This is a genomic window from Mesorhizobium sp. L2C066B000 (assembly GCF_000502335.1).
In the GTDB taxonomy this organism is placed as follows: domain Bacteria; phylum Pseudomonadota; class Alphaproteobacteria; order Rhizobiales; family Rhizobiaceae; genus Mesorhizobium.
In genome coordinates this window covers 1,751,098-1,774,808 of sequence record NZ_AYWZ01000001.1, presented here as the reverse complement: position 1 = coordinate 1,774,808, position 23,711 = coordinate 1,751,098, and the positions used below count along the sequence as shown (strand labels likewise).

The window sequence follows — 23,711 nt, the reverse complement described above, 5'->3', positions numbered from 1 at the left end:
GTTTAAAATGTCATGGTCCGGCGCGATGCCAGGATCTTTTGCAGGACGGCACAGTCGATATTCCTGGGAACCGGGCGTTCGCCGGTGACCATGGGCAGGAATTCGGTGTCGGGAATGTCGAGCAGCCTTTCATATTGGTCGATTTCATCGCCGGTCAAGGCGCCGATCTCGTTGTCGGCGAACGTACCGAGGATAAGGTCCATCTCGCGCATCCCGCGATGCCAGGAGCGGAACAACAGCTTGCGGCGCCTGATATCCAGCCCCTCGCTTGATCGTTTCGTCCCGGTCATCGTGCCGCATCCTTGCTTGGTGCGGCGCATATAGCGTGGATAGAGGGCGGTGTCAGCCTTGCAACGCACGGGTGGGCGGCTAAACATCCCGGGTGTGAAGAACACTCCTGACAACGCTGGTGCCGGACACCGCCCGCACTTCACCCTCCCCCTTGTGGGGAGGGTCGGCGAGCACGCTTCGCAAAGCGAAGCGAGTGAGACGGGGTGCGGCGCTGGTGCGCCGCCTTCTTCTGAAGTTAGACGCGCACCTACCCCCACCCCGCTCCGCTTCGCGGATCGACCCTCCCCACAGGGGGGAGGGTAAAGGCATGCGCCCCTCCCTCCTCGACCCTCTCTTCGTCCCCATCACTTCGCTTGCCGGCGTCGGCCCCAAGGTTGGCGCTCTGATCGAGAAGGTGGTGGCGGCCGATCTCGGCGAACGGCCGGCGCGCGCGGGCGACCTGTTGTTCGTGCTGCCGCACACCGTCATCGACCGTCGCAATCGTCCCAGCATCGCGCTTGCGCCTGCAGGCGCCATCGTCACGCTCGACGTGCGCATCGACCGCCACCAGCCGCCGCCGCGCGGCAACCGGTCGGTGCCTTACCGCGTCTATGCCCATGACGACACCGGCGAGATCGGGTTGACCTTCTTCCACGCCCATGCCGCCTATCTCGAAAAAGCGATGCCGGTGGGCGAGCATGTCGTCGTCTCCGGCCGTATGGAATGGTTCAACGGCCGCCCGACCATGGTCCATCCCGACCATATCGCTTTGGCAGGTGACACTGAGAACCTGCCGCTGGTCGAACCGGTCTATCCGCTCACTGCGGGCCTGTCCGGAAAAGTGCTGCGCCGCGCCATCGGCCAGGCGCTCGGCCGGCTGGCGGAATTGCCGGAGTGNAGTGGCAAGACGACGCCTTCATGCGCAAGCAGACCTTTCCGGCCTTTGCCGACGCGCTCGCCCGCATCCACTATCCCGCGGACCCCCTCGATGTCGCCATCGAGGGGGTGGCATGGCGCCGCCTTGCCTATGACGAGCTTCTCGCCGGCCAGGTCTCGCTGGCGCTGGTGCGGGCAAAGGTGCGCCGGCTGTCGGGCCGGCCGCTGATCGGCGACGGCCGCATCGTCGAGAAACTGCGTGCGGCCCTGCCCTATTCATTGACCGGCAGCCAGGAATTCGCGCTTGCCGAAATCAATGCCGATCTGGCCGACCCTGAGCGCATGCTGCGCCTGCTGCAAGGCGATGTCGGCTCCGGCAAGACGGTGGTGGCGCTGCTCGCCATGGCGCGCGCGGTGGAGGCCGGTGGCCAGGCGGCGTTGATGGCGCCGACCGAAATCCTGGCGCGCCAGCATCTGGCGACAATCACGCCGCTGGCCGAACAGGCTGGCCTGCGCGTCGCCATCCTCACCGGTCGCGAAAAGGGCCGCGAGCGCGCCGATACGCTGGCGGGCCTGGCCAGCGGCGACATCGACATCGTCGTCGGCACCCATGCGCTGTTCCAGGAAGCGGTGACCTATCACGACCTCTTGCTTGCCGTGGTCGACGAGCAACACCGCTTCGGCGTCCACCAGCGGCTTGCCATCACCGCCAAAGGCGACGCCCCGGACATGCTGGTGATGACGGCGACGCCGATCCCGCGCACTCTGGTGCTGACCGCCTTCGGCGACATGGACGTCTCCAAGCTGACGGAAAAGCCGGTTGGCCGCCAGCCGATCCGCACCGTCACGCTGCCACTGGAACGGCTGGACGAACTGGTCGGTCGCATGCTGGACGCGGTTGCCGACAGCCAGAAGATCTACTGGATCTGCCCGCTGGTCGAGGAATCCGAAGAGATCAAGTTGATGTCGGCCGAGGACCGTTTTGCCTCGCTGCAGCCCTTGTTCGGCGATCGCATCGGCCTCGTCCACGGCCGCATGAAGGGCGCCGAAAAGGACGAGGCGATGCGCGCGTTCAAGGCCGGCGAAACCCGCATCTTGATCGCCACCACCGTCATCGAGGTCGGCGTCGACGTGCCGGACGCCACCATCATGGTCATCGAGCATGCCGAACGTTTTGGCCTGGCGCAACTGCACCAGCTGCGCGGCCGCGTCGGGCGCGGCGACAAGCCTTCTTCCTGCGTGCTGCTCTACAAGGACCCGCTCGGCGAGACGGCAAAGCGCCGGCTGTCGGTGATGCGCGAGACCGAGGACGGTTTCCTGATCGCCGAAGAGGATCTGAAGCTGCGCGGCGAAGGCGAATTGCTCGGCACCCGCCAGTCCGGCACGCCGGGCTTCCAGGTGGCGCGCATCGAGATGCACGCCGACTTGCTCGAAGCAGCCCGCGACGATGCAAGGCTGGTCCTGTCGCGCGACCCGGAACTACAGTCTGAGCGCGGCGAGGCGCTGCGGCTGCTGCTCTATTTGTTCGGCCGCGACGAGGCCGTGCGGCTCTTGCGTGCCGGCTGAGCACCCTCGGCGATCAGCCCGCCAAGCGGCGGGTTGGCGAGATCTCCGTCGATCGGCTGGCCGTTCATCGTCACCATTTTCGGCTTGACTTCGGGCGCCACCAGCCCGGCCGAGACGATCAGCCTGGCGCCGTCCTCGATCGTCATGTCGAGCAGCACGATGTCGGATTTCGGCACGTACATCAGGAAACCGGTGGTAGGGTTCGGCGTGCACGGCATGAACACGGCGATCATCGGGTCGCCTGCATGGTCGAGCTTCTGGTTGATCTCGGTTTCCTTCTCGCTGGCGACGAAGACCAGCGACCAGACGCCTTTTCGCGGATATTCGACCAGCCCGACCTGGCGGAACATATCGCCCTTGTTCGACAGCACCGTCTGGAAAATCTGCTTCAGCGAACCGTAGATGCCGCGCACCAGCGGCATACGGCCCAGCAGCCGTTCGCCGAAATTGACGATGGCGCGACCGACGATGTTGGCGGTCATGAAGCCGATCAGCGTGATCAGCACGAGCGCCACGATCAGGCCGAAGCCGGGCACCGGAAACGGCAAATAGGTGTCGGGGCTGTAGCGCGCCGGAATGTACGGCTTCACCCAGGAATCGACCCAGCCGACGAACGACCAGGCGATATAGGCGGTGATCGCCAGCGGCGCGCAGACGATAAAGCCTGTGAGGAAATAGTTCCTCAGCCGGGTCATGCCGGAAGTTCTGGGAGCATCGGACATGGTTCACCGGGGACGCGGGTTGCAGCGCCACACTAGTGAAGCGGACGGCGCTTTGGAACCGCGAAGTTTTTAAGACCGCCGATGAGCGCCGACTACTCCACCGTCACCGATTTCGCCAGATTGCGCGGCTGGTCGACGTCTGTCCCCATAAACACGGCGGCGTAGTAGGCCAGCATCTGGATCGGCAGCGCATAGATGATCGGCGAGATGATTTCCGGCACGTCGGGCAGGATGATCGTCTCCATCGTCTTGACGCTGACCTGCGCCGCGCCCTTGGCGTCGGTGATCAGGATGATCTTGCCGCCGCGCGCCGCCACTTCCTGCATGTTCGACACGGTCTTTTCGAAGATACGGTCATGCGGCGCGATGACGATGACCGGCATGTTCTCGTCGATCAGCGCGATAGGCCCATGCTTCAGCTCGCCCGCGGCGTAGCCCTCGGCGTGGATGTAGGAGATTTCCTTGAGTTTCAGTGCGCCTTCCATGGCCAGCGGGAAATTGGTGTCGCGGCCGAGATAGAGCACGTCCTTGTAGCGCGAGATTTCGCGCGCGATGCGCTCGATCTGCTCTTCAAGCTTCAGCACCTGGTTAGCGTAGCGCGGCGCCTCCGAAAGCGCGCGCACCAGCGTCTTTTCCTCGTCCTTCGAGATCGTACCGCGCGCCACGCCGGCGCGTACCGCAAGCGACGCCAGCACCGAGAGCTGGCAGGTGAAAGCCTTGGTCGAGGCGACGCCGATCTCCGGCCCGGCCAGTGTCGGCAGCACGACGTCGGATTCGCGCGCCATGGTCGATTCGCGCACGTTGACGATGGCGCCGATCTTCATGCCGGCCTTGCGGCAATAGCGCAGCGAGGCCAGCGTGTCGGCAGTTTCGCCCGACTGCGAGATGAAGAAGGCGGCATCATCCGCCGATAGCGGCATTTCGCGGTAGCGGAATTCCGAGGCGACATCGATGTCGACCGGCAGCCGCGCATAGCGCTCGAACCAGTATTTGCTGATCAGCCCGGCGAGATAGGCAGTGCCGCAGGCCGAGATCGCCAGCCGGCTGATCTTGGCGAAATCGAAAGGCAGGTCCAGCGGCTTCGACACGCCGGAGACGAAATCGACATAGTGCGCCAGCGTGTGCGAGATCACTTCCGGCTGCTCATGGATTTCCTTTTCCATGAAGTGGCGGCGGTTGCCCTTGTCGACCATGAAGCTGGTCGACAGCGATTGCTGGCGCTTGCGCTCGACCTTCTTGCCGTCGATGTCGAAGATGGTGACGCCGTCGCGGCGTACCACCGCCCAGTCACCGTCTTCGAGATAGGTGATCGAGTTGGTGAACGGGGCGAGCGCAATGGCGTCGGAGCCCAGGAACATTTCGCCATCGCCATGGCCGACGGCCAGCGGCGGGCCGTTGCGGGCGCCAACGATGAGATCCTCATCGCCAGTGAACATGATGGCCAGCGCAAAGGCGCCTTCCAGCCGCTTCAGCGCCTGGTGCGCTGCCTCGATCGGCTTCAGTCCTTTGGCGAGTTCCCGCGCCACCAGATGTGCGACAACTTCGGTGTCGGTCTGCGACGAGAAGACATAGCCGTCGCGGATCAGCTCGTCGCGCAATTCGGCGAAATTCTCGATGATGCCGTTGTGGACGATGGCGACGCCGTCGGAGAAATGCGGATGCGCATTGGTCTCGTTGGGCACGCCATGGGTGGCCCAGCGCGTATGGCCGATGCCGATCGTGCCATCGAGCGGCTCGTTTTTCAGCAGGCGTTCGAGGTTGATCAGCTTGCCTTCGGCGCGGCGGCGGCCGAGCGCGCCCTTCTCGACTGTAGCGACGCCGGCCGAGTCATAGCCACGATATTCAAGCCGCTTCAAAGCATCGACAATGAGCGGCGCGACTTGGCTCTGGCCGACAATTCCGACGATACCGCACATGCGCCTGCCCCCGATTCACCTGGAAAACCAGTCCCGATGGAAAACCAGCGCTATCTAGGGATTGCCGGCCCGCCGCGAAAGTCACTTTGCGTTTCGTCTGCTGTAACGGAACGCTTCTCAACCCGATGCACCATGACACACCGCTCTTGCAATCCGGTTACCGCAATTCCTCGGTTGTTCAATTGCTTCGGCGGTTAATGGCGGTGCCGGCCTTTTTCTTCGCCGCTGCGGCAGACGCGAAGCGCTCGCGCAATTCCTTGCCCTTGCCGGGAATGGTCTTCTGGCGGGCGCGGCCGAAGGCCAGCGCATCGTCCGGCACGCTTTCGGTTATGACGCTACCCGATGCGATGTAGCCGCCCTTGCCGATCGTAACCGGCGCCACCAGCGACGAGTTCGAACCGATGAAGGCGCCCTCGCCGATGTCGGTGAAAAACTTCGAGTAGCCGTCATAGTTGCAGGTAATGGTGCCGGCGCCGATATTGGCCCCCGCGCCCACACGGGCATCGCCGATATAAGTCAGATGATTGACCTTGGCGCCCTCCTCGATGACCGCCTGCTTGACCTCGCAGAAATTGCCGACCTTGGCTTTCTCGCGGAGATCGGCGCCTGGCCTGAGCCGTGCGAACGGACCGACGTCGCAATTGGCAGCGACGGTCGCGCCTTCGATGTGGCTGAAGGCGTGGATCTTGGCGCCGCCGGCGATTTTCACGCCCGGGCCGAACCAGACATTGGGCTCGACGATGGTGTCGGCGCCGATTTCGGTATCGTGCGAGAAATACACGGTGTCCGGCGCAATCAGCGTTACGCCCGACAGCATCGCCTCGTCCCGACGACGCTGTTGCCAGATGCCTTCCGCCTGCGCCAGCTCGGCCCTGTTGTTGATGCCGAGCGCGCTCTCGAAGCTCGTTTCGGTGGCGACGACATCGAGCCCTTTCGCACTGGCGATCTCGACGATGTCGGTGAGATAGTACTCGCCCTTGGCGTTCTTGTTGCCGACCTTGTCGAGCAGTTCGAGCGCATGAGCGCCGGCCACCGCCATCATGCCGGCATTGCAGAAGCCGATCTTCTTTTCCTCGGCGGAGCAGTCCTTCTCCTCGCGGATGGCGGTGAGCTTGCCACCTTTTTCGATCAGCCGGCCATAGCCGGCCGGGCTGGGCGGACGGAAACCGATCACCACGACGGCCGCGCCATCGGCAAGCTTTTGCCGCGCGGTCACCAGGGCTTCAGCATCGATCAGCGGCGTGTCGCCGAACATCACGAGAATGTCGTCATAACCCGTTGATATTGCACCGCGTGCGGCCAGCACCGCATGCGCGGTGCCGAGCCGCTTCTCCTGCACGAACGTCTCGGCCTTGGGCGCGAACTTCGCCGCTGCCTTGCGCATATCCTCGGCGCCATGGCCGATCACCAGCGCCTGGCTGCGGGCGCCGGCGGCCTCTGCCGCCCTCACCACATGGGCGACCATCGGCAGTCCGGCGATCTGGTGCAGCACCTTCGGCGTCGCGCTCTTCATGCGCGTGCCTTCACCGGCGGCGAGGATAACGGACAGGCAGGATCTGGTTTGCATGTTGGGAGTTTCCGAGGACCGAGATTCGTTGCAGTCTTAGCACCGGAGGCATCGCGGTCCAATGCGGCTGAATTTCGGTAGAAACCTAACAAAGACCCTTGGCGGTCGTCAGGTAAGTATGGTCATCCGCAGGAGACAGAAAGTGCTTTGGGGATGAATACCCAGATTTCGTTCCCGCGAGCTGTCAGTTGGGCCTTTCGGTCCGATTTCGACAAACGGCGGCGATTTGAGTTGGAGAATTCGCCTGCTTTTGACGAGATTGTAGAGCGAATATGCAAGGAAGCCGCTTCAAGAAAGATAGATGCGTCTGTAAGGCCCGGGAACCGAGCCGAATTATTCGGGTGTCATCGCGCTGGGTTTTGTTTGCGGGTTAAGCCAACGACCTTTGACATTTTCTTTAATAGCCCCATGGGTTTGCGAGCTCAGTATCTAGTTCATCCTGATCTTGGACAGGCGGCAAACTGCGTGTTGATCGCGGCTCTCAGATTGCAGTTGCTTGATGCCTATAAGAAGGAATCGCTACCGATTGCGCATAAAAATTGGTCAATCGACAACTCCATCGACGCAACATCGGCAAGGATATGGCGATACGAGTTGGTCTCTACCGCACCCAAACACGATCTTAACATCCCAGGGTGGGACGGACATGGATCGTCCGCCCCAATGGGAGAATGCTTAGTTGTAAATGGTGCGTGGATCGACTCGGATGGCCAGGAGGTAGTCATTCCGGAGAAGATCGGACGGCGATTTGAAGTGCACAGAAGCGGATATTCCTAGGGTCAAGCCCAGCACCTACCCCAGCCGGCCCAGCACCGGAAAATTCTCCAGCAGCCAGTAGGACACCGTCTGCACGCCGCCGGTGAGGAAGAACACGCCGGCGACGACCAGCAGCGCGCCGATCGCCTTTTCGACGCGGCCGAGATGGACGCGGAATTTGCCGAGGAAGCGCATGAAGGCGCCGGAGAACAGGGCAGCAATCAGGAACGGAATGCCGAGGCCAAGCGAATAGGCGGCAAGCAGAAGAGCGCCCTCGCCCACCGTCTCGCGGCCGCCGGCCAAGGTCAGGATCGGCCCCAGCACCGGGCCGATGCACGGCGTCCAGCCAAAGGCGAAGGCCAGCCCCATGACATAGGCGGCGACCATGCTGGCGGGCTTGCCCTGCGACTGGAAGCGCGCCTCGCGCGACAAAAGCGGGATGCGCAGGATGCCGAGGAAATTCAGCCCCATCAGGATGATCAGCACCCCGGCAGCCATCGCCAGCGGCTCCTGCCAGACGCGCAGCCAGTGGCCGATGGTCGAGGCGCCGGCGCCAAGCGCCACGAACACGGTGGAGAAACCGAGTACGAAGGCGAGCGAGGAATAGATGAGCGCGCCGCGGGCGCCGGCCTTGGCCGTGACGCCGGCATCGTCACCGCGAAAATCGTCGACCGACACGCCGGCCATGTAGCAGAGATAGGGAGGCACCAGCGGCAGCACGCAAGGCGACAGGAACGAGATCGCCCCCGCTCCGACCGCGCTGACATAGCCGACGTCCAATGGCATTCCAGAACTCCAGATTCCCTGGCGCCGATATAGCGGTGCAAACCCGTGTTCGCCAATCACCATCGTGTGGCATTTGGCTACAGATACGGTCCGGCGGACGAATTGTTGGCGGCCAATCCCAAGTTGACCAAGCCGGGGAAGAAATGTCCCTCGCCGAGCGTTCACAGAGCGAAGCCGCGATTTCTGCGCGCTTCGTCGGATCACCAGGGAGATTTCCATGAAAACGATCACCGTCGGCCTGGCCGCCCTTCTGCTCAGCACCGCCGCATCCTTCGCCGCCGAAGCGTGGAAGGAAGCCGAAGTCGGTGGCACCAAGATCTACACCGATGCCAATGGCATGACGCTCTATACCTATGACAAGGACGAGAAGGGCAAGACCAACTGCTACGACAAATGCGCCACCAACTGGCCGCCGCTGAAGGCCGAGGACGGCGCTAAGGCGGACGACGAATGGACCATCGTCGACCGCACCGACGGCACCAAGATGTGGGCCTATGACGGCAAGCCGGTCTACACCTTCATCAAGGACAAGAAGGCCGGTGACATCACGGGCGACGGCGTCGGCGAAGTCTGGCACATCGTCAAGGCCGACTGATCGTCCGAACCTCTATCCCGCACCCCATCGGCGGGACTCGGCTGGCCGCCGGCTCCAAGCGACCCGGCGACCAGTTCGGCATTTACGCGCAGCACGAACTGGTCGCGGCGCCTTTCCCGGTGGCTCGAAACACGAACCGTCCCAGACAAAAATTTTGTGATCTTCTCCATACACTCTAAGAGTGTATTGCGGCACACGCCTCCGCATTTTGGCCGCTTGCCCTTGACCGATCGCAAAAGCGCGGCCATGTGAGCGACCAATTGAATGCGTCACGCAGCGGAATTCTTCTGCCGCCCCACAGCTGATATGAGACCTCATGGACGTCGTCGTCGTCGAATCGCCGGCCAAGGCAAAGACAATCAACAAGTATCTCGGCAAGAACTTCAAGGTTCTGGCCTCGTTCGGCCATGTCCGCGATCTGCCGGCCAAGGATGGTTCGGTGCGTCCCGACGAGGATTTCGCCATGTCCTGGGCGGTCGACACCGCGTCCGGAAAGCGTCTCACCGACATAGCCAACGCGGTCAAGGATGCCGATGGCCTGATCCTCGCCACCGATCCGGATCGCGAGGGCGAAGCCATTTCCTGGCACGTGCTGGAGGTGCTCAAGCAGAAGCGCGTGTTGAAGGACAAGCCGGTCAGCCGCGTCGTCTTCAATGCCATCACCAAGTCGTCGGTGCTGGAAGCGATGGCCAATCCGCGCCAGATCGATGCGCCATTGGTCGATGCCTATCTGGCTCGCCGCGCACTCGATTATCTCGTCGGCTTCACGCTGTCGCCGGTGCTGTGGCGCAAATTGCCGGGCGCCCGTTCCGCCGGCCGCGTCCAGTCGGTGGCGCTGCGCCTGGTCTGCGACCGCGAATCCGAAATCGAACGTTTCGTCCGCGAGGAATACTGGCAGATCGCTGCCCTCCTCGGCACGCCACGTAACGACAGCTTCGAGGCGCGGCTGACCGCGTTCGAGCGCAAGAAGCTGCAGAAGCTCGACATCGCCAGCAAGGCGCAGGCCGACGATATCAAGGGCATGCTCGAAGGCGCGACCTTCAAGGCTCTGTCGGTGGAAGCCAAGCCGACGCGGCGCAATCCTGGCCCGCCCTTCACCACTTCGACGCTGCAGCAGGCGGCATCGTCGGGCCTCGGCTTTTCGGCGACGCGCACCATGCAAGTGGCGCAGCGCCTCTATGAAGGCATGGAGATCGGCGGCGAGACCACCGGCCTGATCACCTATATGCGAACCGACGGCGTGCAGATGGCGCCGGAGGCGATCGACGCCGCCCGCGACACCATCGCCAAGGAATTCGGCCCAAGATACCTCCCGGAAAAGCCGCGCCAGTACACAGCCAAGGCCAAGAATGCCCAGGAAGCGCACGAGGCGGTCCGCCCGACCGATTTCATGCGCACGCCGGCTTCGGTCAGGCAGTATCTCGATTCCGACCAGCTGCGGCTTTACGAATTGATCTGGAAGCGCGCCATCGCCAGCCAGATGCAGTCGGCCGAGATCGAGCGTACCACGGTCGAAATCGAGGCGGTCAATGGCGCTCGCACCGCGGAGCTTCGCGCCGTCGGTTCCGTCGTTCGCTTCGACGGCTTCATCGCCGCCTACACCGACCAGAAGGACGACGACGCCGAAGACGAGGAAAACCGTCGTCTGCCCGAGATCCGTGCCGGCGAGCAGCTGGCCCGTCAGGCGATCAATGCCACCCAGCACACCACCGAGCCGCCGCCGCGCTACTCCGAGGCGTCGCTGATCAAGAAGCTGGAAGAGCTCGGCATCGGCCGTCCGTCGACCTACACCGCGATCCTGAAGACGTTGGAAGACCGTGACTACGTCACCATCGACAAGCGCCGGCTGGTGCCGCAGGCCAAGGGCCGGCTGCTGTCGGCTTTCCTCGAAAGCTTCTTCGAGCGCTATGTCGAATATGACTTCACGGCCTCACTGGAGGAAAAACTTGACGAGATTTCCGACGGCAAGCTCGCCTGGAAGGACGTGCTGCGCGACTTCTGGAAAGATTTTTCCGGCGCCGTCGCCGACATCAAGGAACTGCGCGTCACCGACGTGCTCGATGCGCTGAACGAGGAACTGGCGCCGCTGGTGTTCCCCGCGCGGGAGGATGGCTCGAATCCCCGCATTTGCCCAAAATGCGGCTCCGGCAATCTGTCGCTGAAACTCGGCAAGTTCGGCGCCTTCGTCGGCTGCTCCAATTATCCGGAATGTTCCTTTACCCGCCAGCTCGGCGATGCCGCCAACCCGAATGGCGAGAATGGCGGCGGCGAGGACGGCACCAAGGTGCTCGGCAACGATCCCTACACGGCAGAGGAAATCACGCTGCGCTCAGGCCGCTTCGGTCCTTATATCCAGCGCGGCGACGGCAAGGAAGCCAAGCGGTCCAGCCTGCCCAAGGGCTGGACGCCCGACTCGATCGACCATGAAAAGGCCTTGGCGCTGCTGTCGCTGCCGCGCGATATCGGCAAGCATCCTGAATCCGGCAAGATGATCTCCGCCGGGCTTGGCCGCTATGGTCCATTCGTTTTGCATGATGGCACCTATGCCAATGTCGACAGCATAGAGGATGTGTTCTCGATCGGCCTCAACCGCGCTGTCACCGTGATCGCCGAGAAGCAGCTGAAGGGCAAGGGCGGCCGCAATGGCGGCACTGCGGCGGCGCTGAAGGAACTCGGCGACCATCCCGATGGCGGCGGCAAGATCGTCGTGCGCGATGGCAAATACGGGCCCTATGTCAACTACGGCAAGGTCAACGCGACACTGCCCAAGGGCAAGGATCCGCAGTCGGTGACCGTCGAGGACGCGGTGGCGCTGATTGCCGAGAAGGAAGCCAAAGGCGGCGGCAAGAAGCCGTTCCGCAAGGCGGCAGCCGCCAGGGCCCCCACAGCCAAGAAAACCACTGCCAAAACAACCACTGGCAAGAAAACCACAGCCAAGAAGTCGGCGACCAAGAAGCCGGCGGCGAAGAAAAAGGGATAGCAGCGTGGCGCGCAGGATCACCGGTAGAAGCCACGGCGATCCGCGCACCGCCGACACGAGGGCCAAAGTCAAGGACGACTACAGGCCCTCGCGTGACGAAATCCTGCGCTACATCGCCGAGAACCCCGACCGCGCGGGAAAACGCGACATCGCAAAGGCGTTTGCCTTGCGCGGCGACGACCGCATCTGGCTGAAGGACATTCTGCGCGACCTGCAGGACGAAGGCATCCTGACCAAGGAGCGCAAGCGGCTGGCCCGTGTCGGCGCCCTGCCCCATGTCGCCGTGCTCGACATTTTCGGCCGCGACGGCGACGGTATTCTGCTGGCGCATCCGGCGGAGGCCGTCGGCACCGGCGAACCGCCGGTGATCTCGATCCGCGTCTCCCGCGGCGGCAATGGCCCGCAGCCTGGCATTGGCGACCGTGTGCTGGCCAAGACCTTCCCGACCGACGAGGCGACCGGGCCTGCCTATACGGGCCGCGTAATGAAGATTTTCGAGAAGCGGACAGATGCCGTGCTGGGCGTCTTCCGGATCCTGAGGGACGGCACCTTCCGCATCGAGCCGGTCGAACGTCGCCAGCCCGAACTGATCGTCGACAAGGAATTCCAGAACGGCGCCAGGAACGGCGACCTTGTCGAGGTCGAGCCCGCGCGGGCCTCCCGGTATGGTTTGCCGCGCGCAAAAGTGCTGGCGGTGCTGGGCTCGCTGACCAGCGAAAAGGCGGTCTCGATGATCGCCATCCACGCGCACGACATTCCGCATATCTTCCCGGCCGACGTCATCGCCGAATCCGAGGCGGTAAAACCGGCGACGCTTGCTCACCGCGAGGACTGGCGCGACCTGCCGCTGGTGACCATCGACCCGGCCGACGCCAAGGACCATGACGACGCCGTCTTCGCCACGCCCGACCTCGACGAGAAGAACCCCGGCGGCGTGATCGCCACGGTGGCGATCGCCGATGTTGCAGCCTATGTCCGCTATGGCACCGCACTCGATCGCGAGGCGCTGAAACGCGGCAATTCTGTCTATTTCCCCGACCGCGTCGTGCCGATGCTGCCAGAGCGCATCTCCAACGACTTGTGCTCGCTGCGCGAAGGCCAGGACCGTCCCGCGCTTGCCGTGCGCATGATTTTTGCCGCCGATGGCCGCAAGCTGCGTCACACCTTCCACCGCGTCATGATGAAATCGGCGGCAAAGCTCGCCTATCCGCAGGCCCAGGCCGCGATAGACGGCCTTCCTGACGACAAGACCGGCCCGATCCTCGATACGGTGCTGAAGCCGCTGTGGGACGCCTACGCCATCCTCAAGCGCGGCCGCGATGGCCGCCAGCCGCTCGAGCTTGATCTGCCCGAGCGCAAGATCCTGCTCAAGCCGGACGGCACCGTCGACCGCGTCGTCGTCCCGGAGCGGCTCGACGCCCACAAGCTGATCGAAGAATTCATGATCCAGGCCAATGTCGCCGCCGCCGAAACGCTGGAAGCGAAGAAGCAGGCGCTGGTCTACCGCGTCCACGATGCGCCGTCGCTGGCCAAGCAGGAATCGCTGCGCGAGTTCCTGCAGACGCTCGGCCTGTCGCTGGCGCGTGGCGCGCAGATGCGGCCCGCCCAGTTCAACGGCATTCTCGAGCGCGTGCGTGGCGCCGACAATGAGGGGCTAGTCAACGAAGTGGTGCTGCGCTCGCAGAGTCAGGCCGAATATTCGCCCAAGAACATCGGCCATTTCGGCCTCAACCTGAAGCGCTACGCGCATTTCACCTCCCCGATCCGTCGCTATGCCGATCTGATCGTGCATCGCGGGCTGATTGCCGCACTTGAGCTCGGCCCCGGCGGGCTGACGCAGGACGAAGCGACGCGGCTGGAAGACGTCGCGGTGCTGATCTNCTCGGCCCCGGCGGGCTGACGCAGGACGAAGCGACGCGGCTGGAAGACGTCGCGGTGCTGATCTCGGGCACCGAGCGCCGCGCCATGGCGGCCGAGCGCGACACCGTCGACCGGCTGATCGCCGCCTACCTCGCCGAGCGCATCGACGACCGCTTCGACGCCCGCATTTCGGGCGTCACCAAATCGGGACTATTTGTCCAATTGCCGCAGTTTGGCGCAGATGGCTTCATCCCGGTGTCAAGTCTGGATGGCGATTACTATATATATGACGAAACCGCGCGATCGCTGTTCGGAGAACGCACCGGCAAGGGCTATCAGCTTGCCGACCGCGTCGAGGTTCGCCTGATCGAGGTGGCGCCTATGGCCGGCGCGATGCGTTTCGAGATGCTGACCGACCCGAAGCCCCTGCCCGGCTCCAAACGGTCGTTTCACAAGGCAAAAGGCCGCGCCCGCGCGTCGCAATCGCGCCCGGGGTCGCGCGGCAGGAGACGATAATGGCAAGCGAAATGGGAATCCAGAAGCAGGTTTTCGGCGGCGAACATCATTCGGGCCGAGTCGCCCGCCCGCTGTGGACGGCGATGAAGCGCGGCGCCCTTGGCCGCTGCCCGCATTGCGGCGAAGGCAGGTTGTTCGCCGGGTTCACCAAAAGCGTCGACAAATGCGCCGCGTGCGGTGAGGAGTTCCACCACCACCGCGCCGACGACCTGCCCGCTTATCTCGTCATCGTCATCGTCGGCCACATCGTTCTCGGCGCCTTCATGGGCGTCGAGGCGACGTCGACGCTCTCCATGTGGCAGCACATCGCCATTTGGGTGCCGTTGACCATCGTGCTGTCGGTCGCTCTGCTGCAACCGGTCAAGGGCGCCGTCATCGGACTGCAATGGGCGCTCTATATGCACGGCTTCGGCGGCGAAAAAGACGGCACCGAGCCGCATCCCGGAACCTAGTTTGCGTCAGGGCAATGTCGCCTGGCGCAACATGCCGACCGTGAAAGGCCACTTTCGTTTGCCAGAAGTTTCCGCTAGGTCCTGCGCATGGAAGGTATGACCAAGGCGGAAGTCAGCAGGATGGACCGTGGCGCAGCCGCCCATAGCGGCCTGCCCATACGCCCGCGCGATGCCGCCACCCTGATCCTGCTCGACCGCGAGGGCGACGAGATTCTGGTGCTGATGGGCCGGCGCCATGCAGGCCACGCCTTCATGCCCGGCAAGTTCGTCTTTCCCGGCGGCCGCACCGATTCGGCCGACAGCCGCATTGCCGTTGCCACCCCATTGCTTCCGGAGGAAGAAGCCAGGCTGACCGCCGGCGTCGGCCGCATCAGCCCGTCGCGGGCCCGTGCCATCGCGCTCTCGGCCATCCGCGAGACTTATGAGGAAGCCGGCCTGCTCATCGGCCGCAAAGGCTCGTTCGCAACCGACAAACGCGACTGGCAGGGCTTTGTCGAGCACGGCGTCCAGCCTTCGCTGGCGCCGCTGCGCTTCATTGCCCGCGCCATCACCCCGCCCAATCGCGTGCGTCGTTTCGACACCCGCTTCTTCAGCGCCTGGCGCAGCGATGTCGCCGTGGAACTGCCGGGTGGCGGCCCGACCAATGAGCTGGAAGAACTGGTCTGGCTGCCGCTCGCCAAGGCCAGAGAGGCCGATATCCCCGACATCACCCGAACGATCTTGCAGGAGCTGGAGACGCGGCTTGCCGGCGATCCGCGCCTGCGACCCGGTGGGTCCGTGCCGTTCTACCGGCTTGTCCGCAACCGCTTCGTTCGCGAAATTCTTTAGAGCAATTCCAGGAAAAGTGTGACGCGGTTTTCCGTCCGGAATTACGCAATATCAAACAGACAGAGTATTCAGGCATCACATGACGGTCGATACCCAGCAAGAGGGCGACGAGCGCGTACATTGGCTACCGATGATCGCCGCGATCTCGTCGATCAGCGTCGTCGGCATCGCCATAGGCCTCGGCATGCCGCTGCTCAGCGTTATTCTCGAGAGCCGCGGCCACTCGGCATCGATGATCGGCCTCAACACCGCGGTCGCCGGCCTCGCCTCGATCGCCGGCGCCCCGCTGGCCACGCCGCTGGCGATGCGCTTCGGCGTCGCCTGGACGATGATCGCCATGATCGCCGCCGGCGCGCTCGCCTTTGTCGGCTTCCACTTCGCGCCGGACTTCTGGATGTGGTTCCCACTACGCGTCGTGCTGCACATCGCGCTGACGGTGCTGTTCATCCTGTCGGAATTCTGGATCAGCACCTCGGCGCCGCCGCGCCGGCGCGGCCTGGTGCTCGGCATCTACGCCACCGTGCTGTCGCTCGGCTTCGCCGCCGGGCCATGGATCTTCGCCCATATCGGCAGCACCGGCTTCTTGCCGTTCGGCGTCATCATCGTCCTGGTCGCGCTGGCCGCAATCCCGGTGCTGGCCGCACGGAATGAAAGTCCCACAATCGTGGTTGACGGCGAAACCAGCAACTTCCTGCGCTATATCTGGCTGGTGCCGACAGCTACCGCCGCCGTGCTGGTGTTCGGCGCTGTCGAGACCGGCGGCTTTGCGCTGTTCCCCGTCTATGGCAACCGCATCGGCTATTCCGAGGCGGATGCAGCCCTCCTGCTCACCATGATCGGCCTCGGCAACGTGCTGTTGCAGATCCCTATCGGTATGATCAGCGACCGCGTCTCAGACCGCCGCTATCTGCTTTTGGCCTGCGCCACGGTCGGACTTGCCGGCACCATCTTCATGCCGTTCTTCGCCGGCAATTGGCACCTGATGGCGGCGCTTCTGTTCGTCTGGGGCGGCGTGGTGGCCGCCATGTACACGATCGGCCTTGCCCATCTGGGCTCGCAGCTCTCCGGCCATGAACTGGCCTCGGCCAACGCCGCCTTCGTGCTCTGCTACGGCGTCGGCATGGTGCTTGGCCCGCAGGCGATCGGCATCGGCATGGATGCCTTCGGGCCCTCCGGCTTCGGCTGGTCGCTCGGCCTGTTCTTTGCCGCCTATATCGCCTTGGTCAGCGCCAGGCTGGTCCGCAAGATCTGGTAGCCTGTCCGTCGCCAGCCTGCGCAATCCTGACGGGATGTCGCCGCTGCTGACAGAACCGTGTCAGGAGACCTCAGCTAAAAGGGTGTCCCAAAAAACCCGAGTTTGAGGATACGGCGATGATCGACAGCGGCTTTGAAACCACATCTCTGCGCATGACGCTTCTGCTGCTTGTCAGCTTCCAGGCCCCGGCAGCCGATGTCGACCGCATCATGGACGCCGTGGTCGCGATCGCGCCGCTGGCAATGGGCAAATACGACCGCAACGCCTATCAAACGGCGCACGGCATCGAACGCTACCGACCGCTGGAAGGTGCAGCCGCCGGCGTCGAAACCGAACTGCGCCGCCGCCCCGGCACCGTCGAGGTCTCGTTCGAGTTGCCCGACGACCAGGTGCTCGCCGCCCGCGTCGTCGAGGCGATTTTCCAGGCGCATTCCTACCAGGAGCCGGTGATCCGCATCCAGCCGATCCTCGCCAGCCGCTCCAAGGGCCTGGACGACCGCGCCAATCCGAATCGCTGGTGGAACACCACCGGGGACTGGAAGAAAGCGCTTCCAGTTAAGGAAGAAGCCTAGAAATCCGGCCCGCTGAGGGGAAGCAGCGACCTTACCTTCTCCCGTTGTGAGGTGAGAAGCGGTCCGTAGCGGACGAAAAGCCAATTGCTTGCTTTTTCGAGATTCGAACGCCCTGAGCCTGCGAAGGGTTGTTCGGGGTGACCAATCCACCCTGCCGAACCCCGCCGCTTCGCAGCGTCCCGGCATTCGCCGGCCTATAGCCATGCTGTCCGTCTCATCCTCAGCCTCCATCGGGCCGATGATAAAACCGGACAACTCATGTGCTACCTAATCCGGACAACTCATGTGCTTACGACACAGGCAAGGCGTCGGGCTTGACTTTCCGGGCACGTTCTTTATGTGTCGCGCCAAGTTTCCCGCGTCCGGGTGTTTTCCCCCGCTCCAGCGGCCAAAACCCCACGAACATAACGGACTGATACAATGGCCAAAGCCGCAAACATCAAGATCAAGCTTCTGTCGACCGCCGACACCGGTTTCTTCTACGTGACCAGCAAGAACAGCCGTACCAAGACCGACAAGCTGTCGTTCCGCAAATACGACCCGGTCGCCAAGAAGCATGTCGAGTTCAAGGAAACCAAGATCAAGTAATCTGGTTTTCATACGCTCTGTCAAAAGCGCCGCCCTCCGGGCGGCGTTTTTGATTCAAGGCCCCGAAAGCCAGAACCCTCCGCTGTTTGGCGCGAAGTGCTCATCTCATTTTTTGGCAAAAAAGGGGGCCGGTCGGCGTATGGCAGCGGTACGAGGAGGCCACTATGTGCCAGCGCCGGCCGGCCGACCCCACGGACCCAGGAGATGCGGCGGACCTGAGCATCATGGGGTATTCGGCGAAGCGATGCGGCTGTCTACCCTCGTGCCCGCATCGCCCTTGTTCTTGCACCGCACATTTGCGCAACAATGTTTGAAAATCAATAGTTTCTTAACCAAGCCTGCCGAATCGCTTGGATTAAGGTAAATTCCTAACCCTGTCCGATTGACTGCATAATCGGTGGTCTAGCCTACGCTGCCTTGGCGACGACCCGGTTGCGGCCGCCACTTTTGGCTTCGTAGAGCGCCACGTCGGCACGTTTCATCAACGCCGCGACCGTGTCCGCGCCCTTCAGAACCGATGACACGCCGACGCTGACCGTGACTTCGATCGCCTTGCCTTCAGGGCCGATGGCAAACGGCAGCTGGGCGATTTCGGCGCGAATGCGCTCGGCAACCTTCTCCGCCACCGCGCCGTCCGTGTCCGGCATCACAACGACGAATTCCTCGCCGCCGAAGCGGCAGGCAAGGTCGATGCCCCTGACGTTCTTGCGCAGCCGCCTTGCGAACTCGCGCAGCACATCGTCGCCGCCGTCATGGCCATGCGAGTCATTGACGGTCTTGAAGCGGTCGAGATCGGTGATCATCACAGACAGAGGCCGCCGCCGCGCCACGGCGCGGTCGAACAGCGTCTGCAAATGGCTGTCGAGGTAGCGGCGGTTGTGCAGCCCGGTCAATGCGTCGGTCACCGCCATCTCTATGGTCTGGGTGACGCTGGCGCGCAGCTGGTCATTGTAGCGCTTGCGGCGCACCTGCGTGCGCAGCCGCGCCGTCAGCTCCTGCTGGTCGATCGGCCGCATCAGATAGTCGTTGATGCCGAGTTCGAGGCCTCTGATGATGCGGCCCTCCTCGCCTTCGTCGGCAATCAGGATGATCGACAGGAAGCGGGTGCGGTCGAGCGAACGCAATTGCGAACACAACCGCAGCGGATCGAAATCGGTAAAACCGGTCGAGATCAGCACGCACTCATAGGGCGCCTCGGCGGCCTGGAAGAAGCCGGCATGCGGATCGGTGGCAATGTCGAGCTTGGCGCTGCCGCGCAGCATGTTCTGGATGCGCTCAACCGACGATTTGCGCTCGTCGATCAACAGCACCTTCGGCGTGGCGTCCTCCGACGCGAAGCTGCGGCTCAACAGCGCCTCGATGCCGATGTTGCGGGTGGTCGATGCGCGCAGCCGCAGCTCGTCGGTCAGCGCCTTCAGCCTGACCAGGCTCTTCACCCGCGTCATCAGTTGCAGATCGTTGACCGGCTTGGTGAGAAAGTCGTCGGCGCCTGCCTCGAGGCCGCGCACCCGGTCGGCAACATGGCCCAGCGCGGTCACCATGACCACCGGTATATGCGCGGTCGCCGGATCGCTTTTCAGCCGCTTGCAGACCTCGAACCCGTCCATGCCGGGCATCATCACGTCGAGCAGCACGACATCGACCTTGCCGTTTTCGCAGGTCTCGATCGCGTCCGGCCCGTTGGAGGCCGTCAACACCTCGAAATATTCGGCCAGCAGCCGAACCTCGAGAAGTTTGACATTGGCAGGGATGTCGTCGACGACGAGGATCCGCGCGGTCATGTCACAAGGCTCCGGCTGAAGGCATCAGGCATCACCGAGATAGGATTTGATGGTCTCGATGAAACGCGGCACCGAGATCGGCTTGGAGATGTAGGCCTCGCAACCGCCCTGGCGAATGCGTTCCTCGTCGCCCTTCATGGCGAAGGCGGTGACGGCGATGACCGGAATGGAATGGAGGTCGTCGTCCTCCTTCAGCCATTTCGTCACTTCCAGCCCCGACACTTCGGGCAGCTGGATGTCCATCAGGATCAGGTCGGGCCTGTGCTGGCGCGCCAGATCGAGCGCCTCGAGCCCGTTGCGCGTGCGCACCGTTTCATAACCGCTGGCTTCGATGAGGTCGCGAAAGAGCTTCATATTGAGCTCGTTGTCCTCGACGATCATGACCTTCTTAGGCATCGATTTCCCGTCCCGGCCAGGCTTCTGCCCGAAGCCCTGCCGCTATGCGCCCTTGTCGAAGCACACCAAACCCTCGCCCACTCTTAAGGCAATATGATTGACGAAATGGAAACCCGAAGCGGCAAAAGCCATTCGGATTCCACCTCGAAAACCACATTGGATCGGGGCTGTGGCTTGCCGCAGGCGACGCTTGCGATTACTGCGGAAAAGAGACTCATTTCCGCAACGAGAAAGTAGTGATGGCAAACGCAGCGTCAATGCGCGAGGAAGCGGAAACCATTGCCGTGAAGGCACTGGGCTTCGTCGCCGCCGACCCCGAACTCCTGCCGCGCTTCCTGGCCATCACCGGCATCGAGGCGTCCGCCATCCGCCGCGCCGCGGCCGAACCGGGATTCCTTGCCGGCGTGCTGCAGTTCATCCTCGCCCACGAGCCGACCTTGCTGCGCTTTGCCGAGGAAACCGACACTCCGCCGGCCTCAGTCGGCAAGGCGTTGCGCGCGCTGCCTCTTGGCGGCGACGACCATGAGCATTCGATATGAGCGACGATCCCGAGACGGCACGCCAGATCGCCGAACTTGCAGCCGACGACCGGCCTCTGCTGATCCTCGATGTCGACGATGTCGTGCTCGAATTCATCCGGCCGTTTCCGCATTTCCTGAAATCGCGCGGCTTCGGCCTGACGCTGGCCTCGTTCCGTCTCACCGGCAACATTGCCGAAACGGCGAGCGGCCGGCTGATCGAACAGCCGGAGGTGACGGCACTTCTCGGAGATTTCTTCGATACGCAGGCCGACTGGCAGAGCGTCACCGATGGTGCCGAACAAGCGCTTGCCAGCCTTGGCGACCGCGCCGAGATCGTCCTTTTGACCGCCATGCCGCACCGGCATCGCGCTGCGCGCCGCGCCCATCTCGATGCGCTCGGGCTGCCCTATCCGCTGTTGACCACCGAGATGGCCAAGGGACCGGCGGTGGCGAAACTGCGCGGCAAGAACGGACGGCCGGTGGCCTTTGTCGACGACCAGCCCGCCAATCTTATCTCGGCGCGCAATTCCGTCGCCGACGCGCATCTCTTCCACCTGATGGCCGACAATTCGCTGCGCGCCTTCATGCCGCCGGTGCCCGACGACATCATCTCCGTCGAGGACTGGCACGAGGCCGCGCCGAAGATCGCGAGCGCGCTCGGGCTTTAAGCCCAAGCGCCTCCAAGCTTGGCGATCAAGGCTGCAGCTTCGCCCCTGCTCCGCCATTGTTGCCCTCGCCAGGGATCGCATCCTGATCGGTGTTGTCTTCCACGACCGGATCCGGCCCCTTCAGCATGGCGCCGTTGACCGTCACCGACCCATCGTGCCTGGCGTTGATCACCCATTCGATACGGCCGTCCGGCAGCGTCTTGGCAAATCCCTTGATGGCCAAGGCGCCGGTAAAAGCCTGTGAGGCCTGCGGGTCGGTCTTCGCCGCCTCCTGCAGGCTTGCCACGATCTTGTCGTAGCCGGTCACGTCGATTGTCACGTTGGCATCGGGCTTCTCGCCATCGGGAAACGTCATATCGCCCTCCAGCCCGATTTCGGCACCGCCGCCCTGGACCGTGCTGTGGCCGATGAGGATCTTGGGGCCGTTCGCCAGAAAATCTTTCTTCAGGCCGTCGCCGAAATCCGCCGAAAGCGGCGGGTTGTTGTTGAGATCGAAGGCCTCAATAGCCTTCTTGGCCATTGTGTCGAGATCGATGTTGGCCCCACCGAAATTGAGGTCGATGTCGGTGGGCAACAGCGCGACGCTCCAGGCTGGAACAAGATTTTGCGGTATCGAGAGCCCAGACGCTTTGATCCCGTAGCTGATCGTTCCGTTGCGCGAGACACCGTCCATGCCGAAGGCGATGCCGAGTGTTGCTGCGCCGAAACTGCCGATCGGGCTGCCGACGCTGAAATCCTTGAGACTGTAAGCCCCATCAATCCGCTCCCATATCGGCAGCGCGGTCAGAAGATGCGACTTGAGCTCCGCCTGATTGGCTTTCAGTTTCGCCTCGTCCTCATTGGCCACGGCGAAAGCCAACAGGTCCAGAATAGGCTTCGTGCGCAGCCCCTTGCCTTTCGCGTCGACCGAAAATTCGGGCGACTTGACCGTCAGCGGGATCTTCTGCCCGCTGTTGGGGTTGTCGATCGTGATGACCTCTGCAAAATCGGCAATCGTCTGAACCATGCTAAAATCGACACCGCCATTTGCGCCCTTGGTAGCGCTCATTGTGGCGGTTCCAGCACCAGAACTCATCTCCGTGCGCTGCCTGGCGTCCTGCGACGTCATATTCATGCCTTCAAGTGACGACGTGGCGCTGCTGAAAGCCGCCAACTCGGGATGGTAGACACCAACGAACTTCCCGCCCTTGATAGACATCTTCATGCTTTGCGGCCCCTGAGGGCCGTTGAACTCCATCGACCCTTCCGGCGCCAGATTGCCTGAGACATCCCACGCGCCATCGCTGCGTGGTTTGGTCAACAGCGTATAAGGGGTGAGATCGAGCTTCAGGCCATCCTGTTTTGCCAAGAGTTCCACGACGGGCTTGAAATCGAATGCGAGCTTGTAGGCGTCGCCTTCGACCGAGACCTTCAGAAATCCGATCTCGAACGGCTTCTTGCTGAAATAGCGCGCCAGATTGTCGGTAAGCTGCTTGGCGCCCTCGCTGTCGACCGTCTGCCCAAGCGCCGGCGCACTGCAGGCTAGAAGCAAAGCGAATGGCAAAACGCGCTTCATATCGATCCTCCACTTTATTGCAGTCGTCAAAACCGCTTCTACCACTGGTAGGAAAATACCATCACAGCCGCAAGACAAGACCTATGGATTGCTGCCGCCTACAACACCAGCCGCATCAGCGGCCGTCCGGCCTTGCGTTCGACAAGCCGCTCGAAGCCGGCCTTTTCAAACACACGCGACGAGCCGACGAACAGCCCGATCGAACGCGAATCGCGCGACACGTCGATCGGACACGCCTCGACCAGCCGCGCCTTGTTCTGGCGGGCAAAAGCGATGCCGCCCTCGACCAGGCGGTGGCTGACGCCCCGGCCGCGCGCGCTGGCGCGGATGAAGAAGCAGGAGATGGCCCAGACGCCGGGATCTACGGCGTCGGTTGGATCGACCGGCGCCGAGCCCCGGCCCCGATTGTTCCATTCGGGCACGTCGGCGCGTGGACCGATCTGCATCCAGCCGACCGCCTGGCCGTCCTCGAAGGCCAAAAGCCCCGGCGGCGGCCCGGCCTCGATACGCGCCTTGATATGATCCTTGTTGCGCTGCTTGTCGCTGGCCCGTCGGACCGCCGGCGCCATCCGGAAATGCGTGCACCAGCAGCCGTAACAGGCGCCCTGCTTGCCGAAAAGATCCTCGAAATCCGCCCACAGGTCAGGCGCCAGCGGCGCTATGGTGGTGCTCATGAGTTCTCTCC

The 23,711-nt window shown here is 63.2% G+C and carries 18 protein-coding genes and 2 pseudogenes; 11 read left to right on the top strand and 9 right to left on the bottom strand.

Features of this window, described 5'->3' with window-relative positions:
* Window positions 1-2: 2 nt before the first annotated feature.
* Window positions 3-290: a succinate dehydrogenase assembly factor 2 gene (locus tag X733_RS157800; RefSeq protein ID WP_023681561.1), complete on the bottom strand. Its 288-nt coding sequence runs from the start codon at window positions 288-290 to the stop codon at window positions 3-5.
* Between the two features lie 308 nt (window positions 291-598).
* Here X733_RS157800 and recG point away from each other — a divergent pair.
* Window positions 599-2,712: pseudogene (recG, locus tag X733_RS01000000165965) on the top strand (ATP-dependent DNA helicase RecG).
* Here the strand turns inward: recG and X733_RS157805 are convergent.
* The 4 genes from X733_RS157805 to X733_RS157820 form a co-directional block, all read right to left on the bottom strand.
* A complete protein-coding gene (locus X733_RS157805; protein WP_031193123.1) occupies window positions 2,664-3,434 on the bottom strand; it encodes a DUF502 domain-containing protein in 771 nt (256 codons plus the stop codon). The pseudogene recG and the gene X733_RS157805 overlap by 49 nt on opposite strands.
* Window positions 3,435-3,526: 92 nt before the next feature.
* Entirely contained in the window at window positions 3,527-5,350 is a 1,824-nt protein-coding gene (gene glmS / locus X733_RS157810) for a glutamine--fructose-6-phosphate transaminase (isomerizing) (protein WP_023818156.1), read from the bottom strand.
* Between the two features lie 178 nt (window positions 5,351-5,528).
* Complete coding sequence (gene glmU, locus X733_RS157815; protein WP_023818155.1) at window positions 5,529-6,917, bottom strand: bifunctional UDP-N-acetylglucosamine diphosphorylase/glucosamine-1-phosphate N-acetyltransferase GlmU; 1,389 nt, start codon at window positions 6,915-6,917, stop codon at window positions 5,529-5,531.
* Window positions 6,918-7,709: 792 nt separating this feature from the next.
* Window positions 7,710-8,459, bottom strand: coding sequence for a cytochrome c biogenesis CcdA family protein (locus X733_RS157820; protein WP_023818154.1), 750 nt, complete (start codon window positions 8,457-8,459; stop codon window positions 7,710-7,712).
* A gap of 217 nt (window positions 8,460-8,676) precedes the next feature.
* Between X733_RS157820 and X733_RS157825 the strand changes: the two genes are divergently transcribed.
* From X733_RS157825 to rpmG, 8 genes and pseudogenes are all read left to right on the top strand, one after another.
* Entirely contained in the window at window positions 8,677-9,054 is a 378-nt protein-coding gene (locus X733_RS157825) for a hypothetical protein (protein ID WP_023725729.1), read from the top strand.
* 316 nt (window positions 9,055-9,370) lie between these two features.
* Window positions 9,371-12,034: a type I DNA topoisomerase gene (topA, locus tag X733_RS157830; protein ID WP_023725728.1), complete on the top strand. Its 2,664-nt coding sequence runs from the start codon at window positions 9,371-9,373 to the stop codon at window positions 12,032-12,034.
* A 4-nt stretch (window positions 12,035-12,038) separates the two neighbouring features.
* Window positions 12,039-14,410 (top strand): annotated as a pseudogene (rnr, locus tag X733_RS01000000165960) (ribonuclease R).
* The gene (locus X733_RS157835) at window positions 14,410-14,862 is read left to right on the top strand and encodes a DUF983 domain-containing protein (RefSeq protein WP_027050375.1); all 453 of its coding nucleotides are present in this window, start codon (window positions 14,410-14,412) and stop codon (window positions 14,860-14,862) included. The pseudogene rnr and the gene X733_RS157835 overlap by 1 nt, the downstream one beginning before the upstream one ends.
* Window positions 14,863-14,949: 87 nt before the next feature.
* The gene (locus X733_RS157840) at window positions 14,950-15,690 is read left to right on the top strand and encodes an NUDIX hydrolase (protein WP_023714243.1); all 741 of its coding nucleotides are present in this window, start codon (window positions 14,950-14,952) and stop codon (window positions 15,688-15,690) included.
* Window positions 15,691-15,769: 79 nt separating this feature from the next.
* Complete coding sequence (locus tag X733_RS157845) at window positions 15,770-16,945, top strand: MFS transporter (protein ID WP_023681570.1); 1,176 nt, start codon at window positions 15,770-15,772, stop codon at window positions 16,943-16,945.
* A 116-nt stretch (window positions 16,946-17,061) separates the two neighbouring features.
* The gene (locus X733_RS157850) at window positions 17,062-17,517 is read left to right on the top strand and encodes a hypothetical protein (protein WP_023688312.1); all 456 of its coding nucleotides are present in this window, start codon (window positions 17,062-17,064) and stop codon (window positions 17,515-17,517) included.
* Between the two features lie 420 nt (window positions 17,518-17,937).
* Window positions 17,938-18,105: a 50S ribosomal protein L33 gene (gene rpmG, locus X733_RS157855; protein ID WP_006201775.1), complete on the top strand. Its 168-nt coding sequence runs from the start codon at window positions 17,938-17,940 to the stop codon at window positions 18,103-18,105.
* Window positions 18,106-18,512: 407 nt separating this feature from the next.
* On the opposite strand, the gene X733_RS157860 is transcribed toward rpmG, so the two are convergent.
* A complete protein-coding gene (locus X733_RS157860; protein ID WP_023818153.1) occupies window positions 18,513-19,886 on the bottom strand; it encodes a PleD family two-component system response regulator in 1,374 nt (457 codons plus the stop codon).
* A gap of 24 nt (window positions 19,887-19,910) precedes the next feature.
* Window positions 19,911-20,282 (bottom strand): response regulator, encoded by a 372-nt coding sequence (locus X733_RS157865; protein WP_023667574.1) that lies wholly within the window; start codon window positions 20,280-20,282, stop codon window positions 19,911-19,913.
* Between the two features lie 239 nt (window positions 20,283-20,521).
* Here X733_RS157865 and X733_RS157870 point away from each other — a divergent pair, with 239 nt between their 5' ends.
* Together X733_RS157870 and X733_RS157875 are read left to right on the top strand one after the other, a co-directional pair.
* The gene (locus X733_RS157870; protein WP_023688310.1) at window positions 20,522-20,821 is read left to right on the top strand and encodes a DUF3572 domain-containing protein; all 300 of its coding nucleotides are present in this window, start codon (window positions 20,522-20,524) and stop codon (window positions 20,819-20,821) included.
* Window positions 20,818-21,471 carry a hypothetical protein gene (locus X733_RS157875; protein WP_023818152.1) on the top strand — a complete coding sequence of 218 codons (654 nt, stop codon included), beginning with the start codon at window positions 20,818-20,820 and terminating at the stop codon, window positions 21,469-21,471. The genes X733_RS157870 and X733_RS157875 overlap by 4 nt, the downstream gene beginning before the upstream one ends.
* A 25-nt stretch (window positions 21,472-21,496) precedes the next feature.
* On the opposite strand, the gene X733_RS157880 is transcribed toward X733_RS157875, so the two are convergent.
* Both X733_RS157880 and X733_RS157885 read right to left on the bottom strand, forming a co-directional pair.
* The gene (locus X733_RS157880) at window positions 21,497-23,026 is read right to left on the bottom strand and encodes a DUF2125 domain-containing protein (RefSeq protein WP_023818151.1); all 1,530 of its coding nucleotides are present in this window, start codon (window positions 23,024-23,026) and stop codon (window positions 21,497-21,499) included.
* Window positions 23,027-23,124: 98 nt separating this feature from the next.
* Window positions 23,125-23,700: a GNAT family N-acetyltransferase gene (locus X733_RS157885; RefSeq protein ID WP_023681576.1), complete on the bottom strand. Its 576-nt coding sequence runs from the start codon at window positions 23,698-23,700 to the stop codon at window positions 23,125-23,127.
* Between the last annotated feature and the right edge of the window lie 11 nt (window positions 23,701-23,711).